Genomic DNA, 16,403 nt, shown 5'->3' with positions numbered 1-16,403 from the left:
AGAGCGCGCTCTAGGCTGGGCGGATGTTCAGCCCCGAAGGCCCCCGACTGAGCGAACTGGCCGTCCAGGCGCTGTCGTCCGTCGAGCGCGGCTACGACCTTCTCGCCCCGAAGTTCGACCACACCCCCTTCCGCACCCCCGACTCCGTGCTGGACGCCACCGTCGCCGCGCTGCTGGAGTCCGGCCCCTACGGCACCGGGCTCGACCTGTGCTGCGGCACCGGCGCGGGCGTCGACGTGCTGCGTCAGGTGTGCCGGGACCCCGTCACCGGCGTGGACTTCAGCGCCGGGATGCTGGAGGTCGCCCGCTCGCGCAGGCGGCCCGAGGGCCCCGACGTGTCCTGGGTCCGGGCGGACGCGCGGGCGCTGCCGTTCGGGCCGGAGTTCGACCTCGTGGTCAGCTTCGGGGCGCTCGGACACTTCCTGCCGTCCGAGCTGCCGCGGCTGTTCGCGCAGGTGCACAAGGTGCTGCGGCCCGGCGGCCGGTTCGTCCTGCCGGTCGTCGCGCCGCCCCGGCCCGGCTCCCTCGCCCACGCGATGCTGCTCGGGTTCGACGCCGTCATGCGGGTGCGCAACGCCGTGTGGCGCCCGCCGTTCGTCATGTACTACCGCGCCGTGCGCTTCGGCGACCTGTGGCGCGGGCTGGAGCGCACGGGGTTCCGTGTGGAGTTCCTCGCTCTCCCCGAGTTCGGCCGCAGACGGGACGGCAGCCCCAAGGTGCGGCTGATCGTGGCGGAGAAGCGGGAGGCCGGGCCGCCGCTCACCTCCTGAGTCTGCTCTTCACACGCAGATTCCACGAATCAGTTGGATTTTCCAACTCACCCGCCTAGAGTGGCTCGCGTGACGACGACTGCCTATGACGCGACGCAGACCGACCCCCGCTGGTGGTCCTGGGAGGGCATGCACGGGGGCTGGGTCGCCGGTGCGGCGCTGACCGCCGTACGCGACTCGTTCGCCGGCCGGGACCGGCCGGTGCGCTCGCTGACCACGCACTACCTGGCCCCGGTCGGGACCGGTCCGCTGCGCTTCTCCGGGACCGCGCCCGCCGCCGGCCGGCGCACCGCCACCTGCCTCTTCACCGGGCACCAGGACGGCGAGCCGGTCGTCCTCGGCTCCGCGCTGTTCGGGACCGGCCGCGGCGGCCCCGCGCACGCCGGGCTCACCGCCCCCGAGGTGCCCGGCCCGGACGACTGCGTCCCCGTCGAACTCCCCGCCGACCTCGCGCTCTTCGCCCGCCAGCTGGAGATACGCCCCGCCACCGCCGACCTCCCGCTGGCCGGCGGCCCCCGGGCCGTGCTCGTCGCGTGGGTGCGCTTCCGGGACGACCGGCCGGTGGACGCGGCGGCCGTCGCCACGCTCGCGGACGTCCTGCCGCCCGCTCTCTACGCCCGCTGGAAGACCCCGCGCCCGGTCCCGACCGCCGAGATGACCGTGCACTTCACCGACGCCCTCGACGACGGCGCGGCGCACGGCTGGAGCCTGGTCCGCATCCGCACCGACCACGCGGGCGGTGGCTGGGCGGTCGACGACAGCGCCGTGTGGTCGGCGGACCGGCGCCTCCTCGCGGCGGCCCGGCAGGCCCGCGTGGTGCGCGAGCCGATGGCCCCTCAGACCGCCGCCGGCACCATGAACTCGTAGACCAGCACGTCCTGCTGGGCGTCCATCACCAGTTCCGTCAGCTCCAGCGGCCGGGCGTGCTGGTCGTGCACCTGCCGGGTGACCCGCACCGACGGGGTGCTCGCGATGCGGGTGATGGTGTCGCGGTGGTGCAGCGACAGGCCCGCCCGGCGCATCCAGTCGTAGGTCCGGCGCAGTTCGGCGGCGCCGGTGCCGTCGGCCCGGTCGCGGTAGCGGGCCAGCTCCTCCACCTCCGCGAGCGCCACCGCGGAAAACGATGTCACCGCCGTGCGCCGCTCCCGCCCGCCGGGCGACGCGGACCAGTACCGGTGCACGAGCGTGGGCCGGCCGGGCGTGAGCCCGAGAGGTTCCGCGTGGCCCGGCGGCGGGACCTCCCAGGCGACGGTGGCCCGCGCCACCGTGTCCCGCCCCGCCTGCCGTGCGCCGAGCGGGAAACCGGCGGCGGCCGGCGCCTCCACCGGCACGCCCGGCAGCGCGGCATGGCTGCCCCGCCGGTCGGTGGCGACCAGCCCCTCCCGCCGCAGCAGTTGCAGCGCCTGCCGTACGGTCTCCCTGCTGACCCCGAAGTGCTCGGCCAACTGGCGCTCGCCGGGCAGCCGTTCGCCGGGCGGTACGGCGCCGGTGCGCAGTTCGCCGAGCAGTTCGGCGGCGACCCTCCGGTAGAGCGGCTCCCCGTCGCCGAGGGTCCGTCGGGGATGGACATGCTGGTGCGGGGTGGTGCGGGCCATGCCGCGCCCTCCTGTAGGTGACGTTCCGTGGCCGTGCGGGCCCGTTGAGCCACCAGATCTAGCAGTGGTCTACACCAACAGGGAAGGCCGGTCCGGCAGTTCGGCCGGAACCGTGCGGTACGTCAGGCGCGGTCCCGCATCCAGCGCAGCTGCGCCGCCTCCTGGTAGGGGCCGCCGCCCTCGTGGTCGTTGAAGTCGTACACCTCGATCGTCTTGTCCTCGTGCGCCCAGGCGTTGAAGGCGGCGAACACCGTGGAGGGCGGACACGTCTGGTCCTCCAGCGCCGCCGAGAACAGGGCGGGCGCGGTGCCGCGGGCGGCGAAGTGCACGCCGTCGAAGTACGACAGGGTGCGCCGGACGTCCGCCGCGCGGCCGCGGTGCGTCTTGAGGAAGCTGCCGATCTCCCGGTACGGGTTGCGGTCGGTGAGGGTCGTGGCGCGCGGGAAGTCGCACAGGAACGGCACGTCCGGCGCGATGCCCGCCAGGTCCGGGACGAGGCCGCCCACCGCGAGCGTGATGCCGCCGCCCTGGCTGCCGCCCATGGCCACGGTACGGCTCGCGTCGGTCAGCGGGTGCGACCGCGCCGCCTCCACCGCGCGCACCGCGTCGGTGAACACCCGCCGGTAGTAGTAGGTTTCCGGGGCGTCGATGCCGCGCGTCATGAAACCGGGGAACGCCGGACCGGAGCCCACCGGGTCCTCGGTGCCCCCGCCCCCGCCCCACGCGCTGCCCTGGCCGCGGGTGTCCATCACGAAGTGCGCCCGCCCGGTGGACGCCCACAGCAGATGCTCGTGCGGCAGCCCGCGGCCGCCGCCGTACCCGACGAACTCCACCACCAGCGGCAGCGGCGCGCCGGCGCCGGCGGGCAGGGTCAGCCAGCCCTTGACGGGGTGGCCGCCGAACCCGGCGAACGTCACGTCGAAGACCTCCACGGTCGTCAGTCCCGTGTCGACCGGCTCGAACCGCGCGTCCAGGTCGTGCCGGCGCGCCTCGTCGAGCGTGCCGGACCAGAACGCGTCGAAGTCCTCGGGCTCCGTGGACGCGCTGCGGTACGTGCGCAGCTTGTCGAGGGAAAGGTCGAACAGGGCCATCTGGGACCGCCTTCGTGAAGGGACCGTGCGAAGCGAGGACACGGTACGTGGATCATGCGGCGCCTCGCCAGGGTTCGGCGGAGAAGGCGCTGGTGGACGGTCTGGAAAGCGGTTGCTCCGTGCAGGGGCGCGAGGGGCTCTCAGACGCCGCGGTGCGTCCACAGCGGTCCGGTGCGGGCCCAGTCCCGCTCCCACTCCCCGAGCCGGCGGCGCAGCGCCACCCGCCGCACCGCGCGGTGCGCGAGCAGGAGCACGGCCGCCGTGCTGCCTCCGGCCAGGGTGCCCATGCCGACCCCGTACTGCCACACCGACGCGTCGTCGACCGGCGGCAGCACCTCGCGGCCCCGCGAGTCCAGCCAGACGTGCACCGGGTCGCCCGGGCGGGCATGGGCCGGGACCCGCACCAGGGCCGTCCGCGTGCCCTCGTCCGGGTCCGCCCAGCGGACGGCCGCCCGGGAGGCGCGCCGCCGCTCCGAACCGGACTCCGCCTCCGACGGGGGGCGTGCCCTCGAAGGGCGCTCCAGGACCTCGGCGCGCACCCGGTGGCGTTCGGCGCGCTGCTGGTCGGCGGCCGCCCGCGCGTCCTCGTACGCCCACCGGGTGGTGAGCACGCCCGCCGACGGAACCGTCAGGCACAGCAGCACGGCCACGGCCACGGCCGTCCACGCCTCGACGACGTCCGACCGGCGGCACAGCGGGCCGCGCCGCCGCCGGGACAGCACCCGCGTTCGCATCTTCTGCCTCCCCTCGCCGTCCACCGCGGCCGAGGAGGGTGACAGGCCGGGCGGGGCGGCGGACCCAGCGGCTCCGGGGCGCGTCTCACGGCACCCGCGGAACAGGTCCGGGCCGGGTGCCCCGGCGGCGGGCGCGCGAAACGACGCCGTCCGCAGGTCCGGCGTACGGGTGGGACCGGGTCAGCCGAAGCGTTCGATGCGGATGCGCTCGACGGGCTGGCCGGCGGCCACCAGCAGCCTGGAGGCGTGCTCGGCGAAGGAGTTGGAGCCGCACACATAGGCCTCCCACCCACCGGGAGGCTGCTCGGCCAGGAGCGGCGCCACATGTGCGGCGGCCAGACGTCCGACGGCCACACCCTCCGGGGCGGTCCGGGTGAACACCGGTGTGGTCTCCGGCCCGTACTCGTCCGCGTAGATGAGGTCCTCCGGACCACGCGCCGACACCAGCAGGCGCAGGGGCAGGGTCAGACCGCGGGCGCGGTGGTGCCGCACCATCGACATCAGCGGGACCACGCCCGAGCCGGCGCCCAGCAGCAACGCGGGCCGGTCGCCCGGCCAGGCGAAGAAGCCGCTGAGCGGGCCGCGCATCTCGATCCGGTCCCCGGGACGGGCCACCGTGTGGAACCACCCGGAGACCTCGCCGTCCCGCACATGGTCGAGGGTCAGCTCGATGTGCCCGGAGTCGTCCGGCGCCGAGGCGATCGAGTAGTGGCGCTGCGCCGTGTACCCGTCCTCCGCGACCAGCCGCACCATCAGGTGCTGGCCGGGCACATGCCCCGGCCAGCCGGGCACCGCGAACCGGAAGGTCGACACGCGGGGCGTCTCCCGGCGGATCTCCGTCAGCGTGGCCGTCCGCCACACCGACGCGGTCCGCTCGCTCACGCCGATGCGCCCGGGCACGGCGAAGCGTGTGGCCGGCGCCGTCGGCCGCGTCATCTGCTCAGTCACCGGAGTACCGCTGCTCCTCCCACGGGTTGCCCCGCGCGTGATAGCCGTTGCCCTCCCAGAAGCCCGGCTCGTCGTGGTCCAGCAGCCGCAGCCCGGCGATCCACTTGGCGCTCTTCCAGAAGTACAGGTGCGGCACGATCAGCCGCGCCGGGCCGCCGTGCTCGGCGGGCAGCGGCTCGCCGCCGTACTCCCAGACGATCCAGGCGCGACCGCCGGTCACGTCGGCGAGCGGGAGGTTCGTGGTGTACCCGGTGTGCGCGTACGCCACCACGTGCGTGGCCGACGGCAGCGGACGGACCTGGTCCAGGAAGGCGTCCAGGGAGACACCGCCGAACCGCACCCCGAACTTCGACCAGCCGGTCACACAGTGGATGTCGCCCTCGTACGCGTCGGCGGGCAGCGCGTGGGCCTGCTCCCAGTCCCAGGTGCGGTCCTCGGCCACCAGGCCGTCGATCCGGAAGGTCCAGTCCTCGGGCGCCAGGTCGGGGGTGACCTCGGCGGACAGGACGGGCCATTCGTCCCGCGCGTCGTACTGGCCGGGCGGCAGCCCGGGGTTGTGCGCGCGGGGACGGCCGGTGAAGCCTCGGGTGATGTTCACGTGATCGGCGTTTTCCGTTGCGGGTGGTGCTGGTGCGTTTCCGCGCTCCACGGTACGGGGTGCCCGCCGCTCGCACGGCACGGGGCGGTGTGGCGCCGTGCACGGGGAGGGCCCGTGACGGTCCGCGACCGTCCTGTGCGGGGGCCGTACCCGCCGCGGTGATCGTCGGATAGGGTGGCCGTCCGGCCGCGGACCGACCCGGCCGTCCACCGAGGAGGTGAGACCCATTACCGCTAGTCAGGTCAGGTGCTCTCACGTCCGAGCGACACGGTCCACCCGGAGCGGGTGACTCCGAGAGCGCCCTTCGGCTCCCGAAAGGCCAGGCTCTTGCCCCACCGCTGCGACCCTTCCCCCTCTTCTCCCGCCCTCCCGTCCCGTGACGCGGTCGCGGCCACGCTGCGCGCGGCCGGCTGCGTCTTCGCCGAGGACGAGGCCGACATGATCCTCGCCGCGGCGGGCGGCGATCCGTGCGCCGTCGACGGTATGGTCGACCGCCGCGCCGCCGGACTGCCCCTCGAACTCGTCGTCGGCTGGGCCGAGTTCGGAGGCCGGCGGATCCTCGTGGAACCAGGCGTGTTCGTGCCGCGCCGACGCACCGAGTTCCTCGTCGAGCAGGCGCTCGCCCTCGCGCCCGACGCCTCCGTCGTCGTGGACCTGTGCTGCGGCTCGGGCGCGGTCGGCGCGGCGCTGGCGGCCGCGCTCGGCACGGTGGACCTGCACGCCGCCGACATCGAGCCGGCCGCCGTGCGCTGCGCCCGGCGCAACGTCGCGTCCCTCGGCGGACACGTCCACCAGGGCGACCTGTTCGACGCGCTGCCCGCACGGCTGCGGGGCCGGGTGGACATCCTCGCCGCCAACGTCCCGTACGTGCCCAGCGACGAGATCGCCCTCCTCCCGGCGGAGGCCCGCGACCACGAGCCGCGCGTCGCCCTCGACGGCGGCGCCGACGGCCTCGACATCCTCCGCCGCGTCGCCGCGGAGGCGCCGGCGTGGCTGGCGCCGGGCGGCCGGCTCCTGGTCGAGACAAGCCCGCACCAGGCCCGAAGGGCCCTGTCCGCCTTCATCGGGGCAGGTCTCCAGGCATACGTCGAGGTCTGCGAGGACCGCCCGGCCCAGGTGGTGATCGGCACACGGCTGTGAGGGGCGCACAACGCGGTGACGCGCCAGGCGTCCCCGCGCCTCGGGGCCTCCCCCGGGGGCCCCGGGGCGCGGACCGGCCGGCCCGCGAGCCCGCCGCTTCACGCTGCCGCGGCATCCGCGCGAGGTGCTCGCGGAGCGCCGGCCGCTGCCCGTGCTCGGCCTGCGGGCCGCCGCCCAGGCGCGCGGCTTCGCCTGGTTCGCCGCCGCGGTCCACCCGGACGTACGGCTGCTCGACGGGTGTGCGTTCTCGGGGGAGTGGGACGTCCCGTCCGCGACCCACGCCCTCCGCTCGCGCGATCCGCCCGGGCCGCCCCCGCCGCCCGCCAGGAGTCGCCCTCAGCCCCGCAGGTCCCGCCTCCGCCGCCCCGCGCGTCCGGCCACCGCCGTGGGCGGCCCCTCGTGGGCGCCCCCGACGCGTCCCGCGTTCTCAGTACCCGGGTGCCGTGACCCGGGCGATCAGCAGCGCCACGTCGTCGAAGTTGTCCGGCTCGTGCAGGGTGCGGAGGAGGAGTTCGCAGACCTCGTCCAGGGAGTGGGCCGGGGTGTCGAGCAGGGTGAGAAGGCGGTCGAGGCGGGCGTCGAGGGGGTCGCGGCGGGTCTCGACCAGGCCGTCGGTGTAGAGGACGAGGCGGTCGCCCGGCTCCAGGTCCACCTCGGTCGTGGAGAAGGCGACCCCGCCCACGCCCAGCGGCACCCCCGTGGGCAGGTCCAGCAGCTCGGGCGTCCGGCCGGCGCGGATGCGGGCCGGGGGGAGATGCCCCGCGTTGGAGATGACACAGCGCCGCTCGCGCGGGTCGTGGACGGCGTAGACGCACGTGGCGATCGCCTCGTCCAGCTCCACGGTGATCCGGTTCAGGTGCTCCAGCAGGACCGCGGGGTCGAGGCCGAGGGACGCCAGGGTGTGGGTGGCCGTGCGCAGCCGGCCCATGGTGGCGGCGGCCGGGATGCCGCTGCCCATCACGTCGCCCACGACGAGCGCCGTACGGTCGCCGTCCAGCGGGATCACGTCGAACCAGTCGCCGCCGACCTCGCTGGTGGCGCCCGCCGGCTGGTAGCGGGAGGCGACCTCGAGACCGCCCGTCACGGACGGATGGCTGGGCAGCAGGCTGCGCTGGAGCGTGAGCGCGGTGTCGCGGGCGTTCTGGTACCAGCGCGCGTTGTCGATCTGCAAGGCCGCCCGCGAGGCCAGCTCCCGGGCGAGCAGCAGGTCGTCCTCGTCGAACGGTCGGGGATCGCGCGTGCGGATCAGGTCGAGCGCGCCCAGCACCTCCCCGCGCGCGATCAGCGGCACGGCCAGGTACGAGTGGACGCCCGCCCGGGCCAGTATCTCGGCGGCCTCGGGGGAACGGGCGATCCGCAGCAGGTCCTCGTCCTTCACCTGCGGCACCATCACCGGCAGCCCCGTGCGCACGCACTCGGTGATCAGCCGGTCCGGCGCGTACCGGATCACCCGGCCCGGCGGGTCGGCGGCCGGCACCACGTCGGACGCGCCGGCCCAGCGCACCGCCAGCGCCCGCATCAGCGCCGGCTCGGCCGGGCCGAGGACGGTGCGCCGGCCCCGTACGACCGCGTCGAGCAGGTCCACCGCGGCCGCGTCGGCCAGTTCGGGGACGGCCACGTCGGCGAGCTCGCCGGACGTGCGGTCCAGATCCAGCGTGGTGCCGATCCGTACGGAGGCGTCGGCGATCAGCGCGATCCGCCGGCGCGCCGTCTCCGCCTCGGCGTTCGCGCGGTGCTGGTCGGTGATGTCCACCACCGACACGGCCACGCCCAGCACCGTGCCGAGGGTGTTCTCCAGCCGGTACAGGGACACCGTCCAGGCGTGGTCGGCGTCCGGATCGGCCGGGGTACGGCCGGTCATCGACCGGTCCACCACCGGCCGCCCGGTCCGCAGCACCTCCTGGGCCGCCTCCTCGATGGCCGCCGCGTCCACCAGCGGCAGCGTCTCCCGCATCGTGCGGCCCAGGTGCTCGTCGGCCGGCAGGCCGTTCATCTGCTCCAGCGCCGGGTTCACCGACACATAGCGCAGCTCCGCGTCCAGGACGGCCAGTCCGATGGGGGACTGGGCGACGATCCGGGTGGACAGCGCCACGTCCTGCTCCAGGCGCCGCACTGTCGACTGGTCGACCGCGAGACCGAGGGCGTACACCTGCCCCCGGTCGTCCAGCAGCCGCATGTTGCGGAACTCCACCAGCCGGGTCCCGCCGTCCTTGCGCCGGATCGGGAAGGCGCCCGCCCAGCTCCGTCCGGTGCGCATCACCTCGGCGAACAGCTTCTTGACCAGGTCGAGGTGCTCCTCGTGCACCATGATCCGGGCGGCGTACCGGCCCAGCGCCTCCTGAGCGGTGTAGCCGAACAGCTCCTCCGCCTGGGGACTCCACAGCACGATCCGCCCCTCGGCGTCCAGGACGACCGAGGCCACGCGCAGGACGTCGAGCAGCCCGCTGGGACGCGCCGGACCGTCCCCGCCGGCCGGGAGTGACCACGCTGCGCTCATCCCACGCCCCGCCTTCGCCGAGTCCGCGGCACGCCGTCGCCGCGCCGCCGTCCCTTTGTTGTACCGCGCGCGAGGGCGATTTTCCGCCGCTCCCGCCGTCCCGTTCCCGCGCTCCCCCCATCCTCGCCGGTGACGGCGGCCGCGTCACCGTGGGAGGAGCGCGCGGGGGGCGCGCGGGTAGTGCGTTCCGGTGTGCGGTGCTTTGCTGAGGGAGGGCGGGGGCGGCGGTGCGACCACGGAAGGAGCGATCACGATGGTCAACGAACCCAAGCACCCGGAATCCGTGTCGGTCGAGATCAGCGGATGCGGCAAGGACGACGCCCGGATCGTCTTCGACACCCTGTGCGCCTGCTTCTCGTCGGACCGGTGCGCCGACGACGTGCCCGAGGAACTGCACGAGACCCGGCCCACGGTGTGGCTCGGCACGTTCGACGTGGCCGACGCGCGCGAGGGGAAGGCCAGGCCCGCACGGCTGTCCTCCTCGGTCGACGCCGACGTGTACGGCGGCTACTGGGCGATCGACCGGTTCCGCAGCACGCTGGACGACCTGTTCCGGGTGAGCGAACTGAGCGGGGTCTCCGGCGACCAGGAGCGCGAACTGCACGTCCGCCTCGAGAGCAGGTGAGTGCGGCGGACGAGCGAGCCGGAACGCTGTGCCCTCCGTCACCTCCATTGTGCAACTAGTTGCATAAGCCGGTGCGCGTGCCCTACAACTACAGGCACCACACCGCGCACGGAGGGCCAGATGAGCCGTTACCCCCACCTGCTGACCCCCTTGGACCTGGGCTTCACCACGCTGCCCAACCGAGTCCTCATGGGTTCCATGCACGTCGGTCTCGAGGAGGCCGAGGGCGGCTTCTCCCGCATGGCCGAGTTCTACGCCGCGCGCGCCCGCGGCGGCGTGGGCCTCATCGTCACCGGCGGCATCGCCCCCAACGACGAGGGACGCCCCTACGAGGGCGGCGCCAAGCTCACCACCGACGAGGAGGCCGAGCAGCACCGGGTCGTCACCGCGGCCGTCCACCGCGAGGGCGGCCGCATCGCCCTGCAGATCCTGCACTTCGGCCGGTACGCCTACCACCGGGACCTGGTCGCCCCGAGCCCGGTCCAGGCGCCCATCAGCCCCTTCCCGCCGCGCGAGCTCACCGACGCCGACGTCGAGCGGACCATCGACGACTACGTGCGCGCCGCCCGCCTCGCCCGGCAGGCCGGCTACGACGGCGTCGAGATCATGGGCTCCGAGGGCTACCTCATCAACGAGTTCATCGCCCGGCAGACCAACCACCGCACCGACCGCTGGGGCGGCTCCTACGAGAACCGGATGCGCTTCCCGGTCGAGATCGTCCGCCGTGTCCGCGAGGCGGTCGGCGACGACTTCATCCTGATCTACCGGCTCTCCATGCTCGACCTGGTGCCCGGCGGCTCCACCCTCGACGAGGTCGTCACCCTCGCCAAGGCCGTCGAGGCGGCCGGCGCCACGATCATCAACACCGGCATCGGCTGGCACGAGGCCCGCATCCCCACCATCGCCACCTCCGTCCCGCGCGGCGCCTACACCTGGGTCACCAAGCGGCTCATGGGCGAGGTGTCCGTCCCGCTGGTCACCACCAACCGCATCAACACCCCCGAGCTGGCCGAGCAGCTGCTCGCCGACGGCACCGCGGACATGGTGTCCATGGCCCGCCCGATGCTCGCCGACCCCGACTTCGTCGCCAAGGCCGCCGACGGCCGCCCCGAGGCCATCAACACCTGCATCGGCTGCAACCAGGCCTGCCTCGACCACACGTTCAGCGGCCAGATCACCTCCTGCCTGGTCAACCCGCGCGCCTGCCACGAGACCGAGCTGGTGCTCTCGCCGACCCGCCGCCGCAAGCGCGTCGCCGTCGTCGGCGCCGGCCCGGCCGGCCTGGCCTGCGCGGTCTCCGCCGCCGAACGCGGCCACGACGTGACCCTGTTCGACGCCGCGAGCGAGATAGGCGGGCAGCTCAACGTCGCCCGTAAGGTCCCCGGCAAGCAGGAGTTCGACGAGACCCTGCGCTACTTCCGCACCCGCCTCGCCGACCTCGCCGTCGACGTCCGCCTCGGCACGCGCGTCACCGCCGGCGACGTCACCGGCTACGACGAGGTCGTCGTCGCCACCGGCGTCACCCCCCGCCTCCCCGACATCCCCGGCGTGGACCACCCGAGCGTCGTCGGCTACCTCGACGTGCTGCGCGACGGCGCGCCCGTCGGCGACCGCGTCGCGATCCTCGGCGCCGGCGGCATCGGCTTCGACGTCGCCGAGTACCTCACCGACGGCGGAGACAAGGCGCACGAGGACCCCGAGACGTACTTCCGCCAGTGGGGCGTCGACCTCGACTACCGCGCGCCCGGCGGCCTCGCCGCCCCCGAGCGGCCCGCCCCGCCGCGCACCGTCCACCTGCTCCAGCGCAAGACCTCCAAGGTCGGCGCCGGGCTCGGCAAGACCACCGGCTGGATCCACCGCACCGAACTGCGCCACCGCGGTGTCACCATGGTCCCCGGCGTGCGCTACGACCGGATCGACGACGCCGGACTGCACATCACCGTCGGCGACGAGAGCACCGTCCTCGAGGTCGACACGGTCGTGCTGTGCACCGGTCAGGAACCGCGCCGGGACCTCTACGAGGAGCTGGTCGCGGCGGGCAGCCCCGTCCATCTCATCGGCGGCGCCGACGTGGCCGCCGAACTCGACGCCAAGCGCGCCATCAAGCAGGGCACCGAGCTCGCGGCGGCCCTCTAGGGCCGGCGCGGCCCGTCCCTAGGATGAGCGCATGTCACTCCCGCACGCGATCCTCACCGCCCTGCTCGAGAAGCCGTCGTCGGGCCTGGAGCTGACCCGCCGCTTCGACCGGTCGATCGGCTACTTCTGGTCCGCGACGCATCAGCAGATCTATCGGGAGCTGGGGAGGCTGGAGGGGGAGGGCCTGATCCGGGCCCTCCCCTCGGAGCAGCCCGCGCGCGGGCAGAAGAAGGCGTACGAGGTGCTGCCGGCGGGACGGGAGGAACTGGCCCGCTGGACGGCCGCGTCCCAGGACCCGAAGCCGCACCGGGACGCGCTGCTGCTACGGCTGCGGGCCGCTGCCGTGGTGGGGACGGAGGGGCTGGAAGACGATCTCCGGCGTCATCGGGAACTGCACGCACGGCAGTTGGAGACGTACCGGGAGATCGAGCGGCGGGATTTTCCTCCCGGGAGGGATGAGCCGGAGGACCGGCTGCGGCATCTGGTGCTGCGGGCAGGTATCGATCTCGAGACCTTCTGGACGCAGTGGCTCGATCACGCGCTGACGGAGTTCGCCGAGATGCCGGATGCGCCGGGCCGGCCGGAGTAGAGGGCCACGTGCGGGTGCGTGGGGGCTGGTCGCGCCGTTCCCCGCGCCCCTGAGGGGCGCGGGAGTCGACGCCGGCCGCCCGGCCGGAGCGCATCGGACGTGGGTGGCCGGCGCCGGGTCTACAGGTGGCCCGGGCGGGCGGTGGTGCGGCGGCGCAGGTACCAGACCGTGCCGAGGACACCGGCGCCGACCAGCGCGCCGCCCGCCACCGCCGTGACCGTGCCGTAGTCCTTCGAACCGCCGCCGACACCGCCCATCACACCGCGGGACGGCGACGCCGTGGGGGAGACCGAGGGGCTGGGCGCCGGGGACACGACCACGGACTGGGTGCCCGCGGTGCTGCCGTTGGAGCACACCACGATCACCGTGTACGTGCCCGCGCTGACGTTGGACCAGGCCGCGGACTGCCCCGCGGACGTCCCGGACAGCGCCACCTGGCGGCCCTGCGAGAAATTCGCCTGACCGCTGCTGAGCAGCGAGGCGGTGCCCCAGTGGCCGTTGATCTGGCTGCACGCGGTGGTGCTCACCGAGACCGTGTTCCCGGTGGTGCTGACGGAGATTCCGTCCGCGGCCGCCGGTCCGGCCGGCATCAGGGCGAGCGCGGCGGCGGCTGCCACGGTCGGTCCGAGGCGGAGCAGAGGCTTCGAGATGCTCATGTGGACTGCCTTCCGGCGGCACGGCCGGCGGTACATCCCTTGCGCCGCCGAGGTCGGGGAGCGCCCGTGCCGCCACGACGCCAGCCAACGGGCAGCCCGCCCGCCGCGCACTCCGGCTGCATCCGTGCAGGTGACGGCGTCCTCCGGGCGGCTCAGCGAGGCCGTGCCGGCGTCACCCGCCGGCGCCCGTCGTCACCGTCCGCTCGGCCGAGAAGGCGCCCCAGGTGCCGTCGGGCAGCAGCGCCCTGATCCGGATCCGGTGCGTGACCCCCGCCTCCTCGCCCGCGTAGAAGCGGTACGTCGCCCGGTCGCGGGGCGCCGCGCCGCCGTACACCAGTGAGGTGACGGGCCGTCCGTCCAGCCGGACCTCGTACTCGGCGACGGTCCCGTCGACGCGCGGCGGCGTCCAGGAGAGCACGATGTAGTAGGCCCCGCCCGAACTCCGGGTCGTCGCGCGGAAGTCGGCGGGCGCCGTGGCCGTGGCGCCTCCGTCCGCGCCCTCGGCCGTGGTGAGGCGGACGGCGGGGGCGGGCGGCGAGAGGTTGTCCGCCGCGTCCCTGGCACGGACCGTGAAGACGTACCGGGTGCCTGGCCGCAGCCCCGTCACCACGGCGGCCGTCTGGTTCCCGCCCACACTGTGGATGGGCGAATCCCCTTGGTAGATGGTGTACGACACCACACCGCGGTCGTCCCGCGCCGCGGTCCAGGAGAGCTGGACCGCCCGGCTGCCGGCCGCGCGTCCTTCCAGGTCCCCGGGACCGGTGGGCGGCGCGGTGTCCGCCCGGACGGCCGCGGGGGTCGTGGCCCGCACCTCCCGGCTGGGCGGTCCGAGCCGCCCGTCCGCGTCCCGGGCGCGCACCGTGAAGACGTAGGTGGTGGCGGGGCGGAGCCTGGTGACGTCCACCATGTGGGTGGAAGCGGGTACGTCCTTGACCTTGGTGGGGCCCCGGTACACCTCGTAGCCGGTCACCTCGGATCCCGCCGGGGCGGCCCGGTTCCACATGACGTGGACGCTGGTGGAGCTGCCCGCTTCCGCGGTGACACCCGTCGGCGCCCCGGGCGGCCGTTCGCCGCCGGGGTCGTCCTGACCGCCCCAGCGGCAGGAGACGGCCAGCAGCACGACCGCGCAGAGCGCGAGCAGGCGGCCGGATGACGCGGTTGGGGTAACGCCACGCACGACTTCGCCTCCTGGGGGTCCACGGAGGACCGGTCCATTCAAAGGTCCGTACCAATATGAGCCCACTGACGCGCCCACATCAAGGGGATGGTGCGGGTCGAACGCGGCGGCGGGTTACGTATCCTGAACACGAAACGGACCGAACCGCCTTTGGAATACCGCGTGTTCGGGCCCGAGGCGCGGACCGCTGTCGTCGCTGATCCCGCGCCGCCACGGGAGGCCGGACGGTCCGGGCCGACGCGCGCCCGGGCCTCCGGCGCCCTCCGCCTCCAGCGGTGTCCGGGTGCCCCGTCCGGCCCCTTTCGGGGCGGTCACCCTCCTCGCGACGGGACGAAATGGGGCAAAGTTCCCTGGGTGTGCGTCCCTGTTCCCGACGAGAGGCTCATCTGACCGTGTCCCGTGTCCAGACGCTCACCGTCGCCGTGGCCGGCGTGGCACTGCTGGCCCCCTCGGCGTCCTCCGCCGCGGAGTCGGTCCACATCCGTCCGTCCAGGGCCGAGGCGCGGCGCGTCGCCGCCGGCTCCGCCTTCCCCACCGCCCTGACGCACGTCGCCGTACCGCACCGGGACCGCATCGAGCCGGTCGCCCGGGACGGGACGCGGGAGGTGCTGACGCCGGGGGAGGGGCCGGGGGGCTCCGCGACCCCGGGACCGGGGACGCACGGTCCCGGCATCGCCGGCCCCGCGACCTCGGACGCCGCGGCCTCCGGCTCCGCGACGACGGCGGGCTCCGCCACGCCCGCCCCCGCCTCGGCCACTCCGGGCCCTACGGCCCCCGACCCCGCCCCGTCGGGCTCCGAGGCCTCCGCCCCCGCTTCCCCCGCCCCCGTCACCGCCGCCGACCTGCTGGCCAGGGTGAGCGGCTGTACCCCCGTCTCACAGGGGCATTACCGCAAGGACCGCGGCCGCGCGGCCACCGTGCCGGTGTGCGGCACGCGTGAGGCGGTGTACTGGAAGGCGGACATGGACATCGACTGCGACGGCCGCCCGGGCCGCCACTGCAACGCCGGCACCGACCCAAACTTCTCCTCGTCCACGGCGTTCGCGCAGTCCGACGGCCGCGCGCTCAGCTCCGAGAAGCTGCCCTACGTCGTGGTCCCCGCGCCCAGCGGCATCTGGGACTACCGCGAGCACGGCGTGCGCGGCGGATCGGTCGCGGCCGTGGTCTACCACGACCGGGTCAGCTACGCGGTCGTCGGCGACACCGGTCCGGCCGACATCATCGGCGAGGCGTCTTACGCGGCGGCCACGTCCCTGGGCATCGACCCGGACCCGCGCTCCGGCGGTACTCCGTCCGGGGTGACGTACATCGTGTTCAAGGACAGCCGGGTCACCCCGCTGGAGGACCGGGAGGCCGCGGAGACCCAAGGGGAGCGTCTCGCGCGGGAGTTCGTCGACGCCGCGGACTGACCCGCGTACGGGACCGCCCCGGGCCCCTCACACCTTCCGGTAGCCGTACGCCTCCGAGGCCGCCGCCGCCACCGCGGCGAGGTCGGCGCCCGTGGAGGCGGTGACCACCGCGGCCACCGCACCCTCCAGGAACGGCGCGTCCACCAGCCGCGTGTTCCCGGGAAGTTCGTCGCCCTCGGCCAGCAGCGCCTTCACGGTGAGCACCGCGCTGCCCAGGTCGGTCAGCACCGCGACGCCCGCGCCCCGGTCCACGGACGCCGCCGCCGCGGCGATCAGCTCCGCGCTGGTGCCGAGCTCGCCGCTCCCGGTGCCTCCCGCGGGCGCGACCGGCACCGACGCCCCCGCGCCGGAGAGCCCCTGCGCCAGCTCCGCCACGGAGGCCGCGACCGCCGCGCTGTGCGACACCAGGACGATCCCGACCAGCTTCTCGTCGCTCAC

The 16,403-nt window shown here is 74.6% G+C and carries 16 protein-coding genes and 1 pseudogene; 8 read left to right on the top strand and 9 right to left on the bottom strand.

What is annotated here, in order from left to right; translation table 11 throughout:
- Positions 1–23: 23 nt before the first annotated feature.
- Positions 24–770, top strand: coding sequence for a class I SAM-dependent methyltransferase (locus tag ACP7TJ_RS02800; RefSeq protein ID WP_367491682.1), 747 nt, complete (start codon positions 24–26; stop codon positions 768–770).
- A gap of 69 nt (positions 771–839) precedes the next feature.
- Positions 840–1,637: an acyl-CoA thioesterase gene (locus ACP7TJ_RS02795; protein ID WP_093768376.1), complete on the top strand. Its 798-nt coding sequence runs from the start codon at positions 840–842 to the stop codon at positions 1,635–1,637.
- Here ACP7TJ_RS02795 and ACP7TJ_RS02790 read toward each other — a convergent pair.
- The 5 genes from ACP7TJ_RS02790 to ACP7TJ_RS02770 form a co-directional block, all read right to left on the bottom strand.
- Positions 1,607–2,365, bottom strand: a complete 759-nt coding sequence (locus ACP7TJ_RS02790; protein WP_266544387.1) for a GntR family transcriptional regulator — start codon at positions 2,363–2,365, stop codon at positions 1,607–1,609. The genes ACP7TJ_RS02795 and ACP7TJ_RS02790 overlap by 31 nt on opposite strands.
- 122 nt (positions 2,366–2,487) lie before the next feature.
- The gene (locus ACP7TJ_RS02785) at positions 2,488–3,456 is read right to left on the bottom strand and encodes an acetylxylan esterase (protein WP_093768378.1); all 969 of its coding nucleotides are present in this window, start codon (positions 3,454–3,456) and stop codon (positions 2,488–2,490) included.
- Positions 3,457–3,596: 140 nt separating this feature from the next.
- Complete coding sequence (locus ACP7TJ_RS02780) at positions 3,597–4,190, bottom strand: Rv1733c family protein (RefSeq protein WP_193459377.1); 594 nt, start codon at positions 4,188–4,190, stop codon at positions 3,597–3,599.
- Positions 4,191–4,370: 180 nt separating this feature from the next.
- Positions 4,371–5,126 (bottom strand): ferredoxin reductase, encoded by a 756-nt coding sequence (locus ACP7TJ_RS02775; protein WP_167742720.1) that lies wholly within the window; start codon positions 5,124–5,126, stop codon positions 4,371–4,373.
- A 4-nt stretch (positions 5,127–5,130) separates the two neighbouring features.
- Positions 5,131–5,736, bottom strand: a complete 606-nt coding sequence (locus tag ACP7TJ_RS02770) for a sulfite oxidase-like oxidoreductase (RefSeq protein ID WP_189910451.1) — start codon at positions 5,734–5,736, stop codon at positions 5,131–5,133.
- Between the two features lie 327 nt (positions 5,737–6,063).
- On the opposite strand from ACP7TJ_RS02770, the gene ACP7TJ_RS02765 reads away from it, so the two are divergent.
- Positions 6,064–6,876 carry a putative protein N(5)-glutamine methyltransferase gene (locus ACP7TJ_RS02765; protein ID WP_167742657.1) on the top strand — a complete coding sequence of 271 codons (813 nt, stop codon included), beginning with the start codon at positions 6,064–6,066 and terminating at the stop codon, positions 6,874–6,876.
- Positions 6,877–7,000: 124 nt separating this feature from the next.
- Positions 7,001–7,111, top strand: a pseudogene (locus ACP7TJ_RS02760) (MurR/RpiR family transcriptional regulator); the annotation flags it as partial.
- A 192-nt stretch (positions 7,112–7,303) separates the two neighbouring features.
- Here ACP7TJ_RS02760 and ACP7TJ_RS02755 read toward each other — a convergent pair.
- Complete coding sequence (locus tag ACP7TJ_RS02755; RefSeq protein WP_167742658.1) at positions 7,304–9,373, bottom strand: SpoIIE family protein phosphatase; 2,070 nt, start codon at positions 9,371–9,373, stop codon at positions 7,304–7,306.
- A gap of 253 nt (positions 9,374–9,626) precedes the next feature.
- Between ACP7TJ_RS02755 and ACP7TJ_RS02750 the strand changes: the two genes are divergently transcribed.
- From ACP7TJ_RS02750 to ACP7TJ_RS02740, 3 genes are all read left to right on the top strand, one after another.
- Positions 9,627–9,998, top strand: coding sequence for a hypothetical protein (locus ACP7TJ_RS02750; protein WP_093768384.1), 372 nt, complete (start codon positions 9,627–9,629; stop codon positions 9,996–9,998).
- Positions 9,999–10,118: 120 nt separating this feature from the next.
- A complete protein-coding gene (locus tag ACP7TJ_RS02745) occupies positions 10,119–12,134 on the top strand; it encodes an NADPH-dependent 2,4-dienoyl-CoA reductase (RefSeq protein WP_266544377.1) in 2,016 nt (671 codons plus the stop codon).
- Positions 12,135–12,165: 31 nt separating this feature from the next.
- Positions 12,166–12,723 carry a PadR family transcriptional regulator gene (locus ACP7TJ_RS02740; protein WP_189910454.1) on the top strand — a complete coding sequence of 186 codons (558 nt, stop codon included), beginning with the start codon at positions 12,166–12,168 and terminating at the stop codon, positions 12,721–12,723.
- A gap of 119 nt (positions 12,724–12,842) precedes the next feature.
- Here the strand turns inward: ACP7TJ_RS02740 and ACP7TJ_RS02735 are convergent, their stop codons facing one another.
- Entirely contained in the window at positions 12,843–13,379 is a 537-nt protein-coding gene (locus tag ACP7TJ_RS02735) for a hypothetical protein (RefSeq protein ID WP_093768387.1), read from the bottom strand.
- A gap of 172 nt (positions 13,380–13,551) precedes the next feature.
- Positions 13,552–14,556 (bottom strand): fibronectin type III domain-containing protein, encoded by a 1,005-nt coding sequence (locus tag ACP7TJ_RS02730; RefSeq protein ID WP_370162677.1) that lies wholly within the window; start codon positions 14,554–14,556, stop codon positions 13,552–13,554.
- Positions 14,557–15,227: 671 nt separating this feature from the next.
- Between ACP7TJ_RS02730 and ACP7TJ_RS02725 the strand changes: the two genes are divergently transcribed.
- Positions 15,228–15,965, top strand: coding sequence for a glycoside hydrolase family 75 protein (locus ACP7TJ_RS02725; protein ID WP_427767263.1), 738 nt, complete (start codon positions 15,228–15,230; stop codon positions 15,963–15,965).
- A gap of 27 nt (positions 15,966–15,992) precedes the next feature.
- On the opposite strand, the gene ACP7TJ_RS02720 is transcribed toward ACP7TJ_RS02725, so the two are convergent.
- Positions 15,993–16,403, bottom strand: coding sequence for a PTS-dependent dihydroxyacetone kinase phosphotransferase subunit DhaM (locus ACP7TJ_RS02720; RefSeq protein ID WP_093768390.1), 411 nt, complete (start codon positions 16,401–16,403; stop codon positions 15,993–15,995).

The organism is Streptomyces sp. DSM 41931 (genome assembly GCF_050271085.1).
Lineage (GTDB): Bacteria > Actinomycetota > Actinomycetes > Streptomycetales > Streptomycetaceae > Streptomyces > Streptomyces albogriseolus.
Note: the sequence above shows the minus strand (reverse complement) of the source record. Positions and strands in the feature narration are given on the sequence as shown.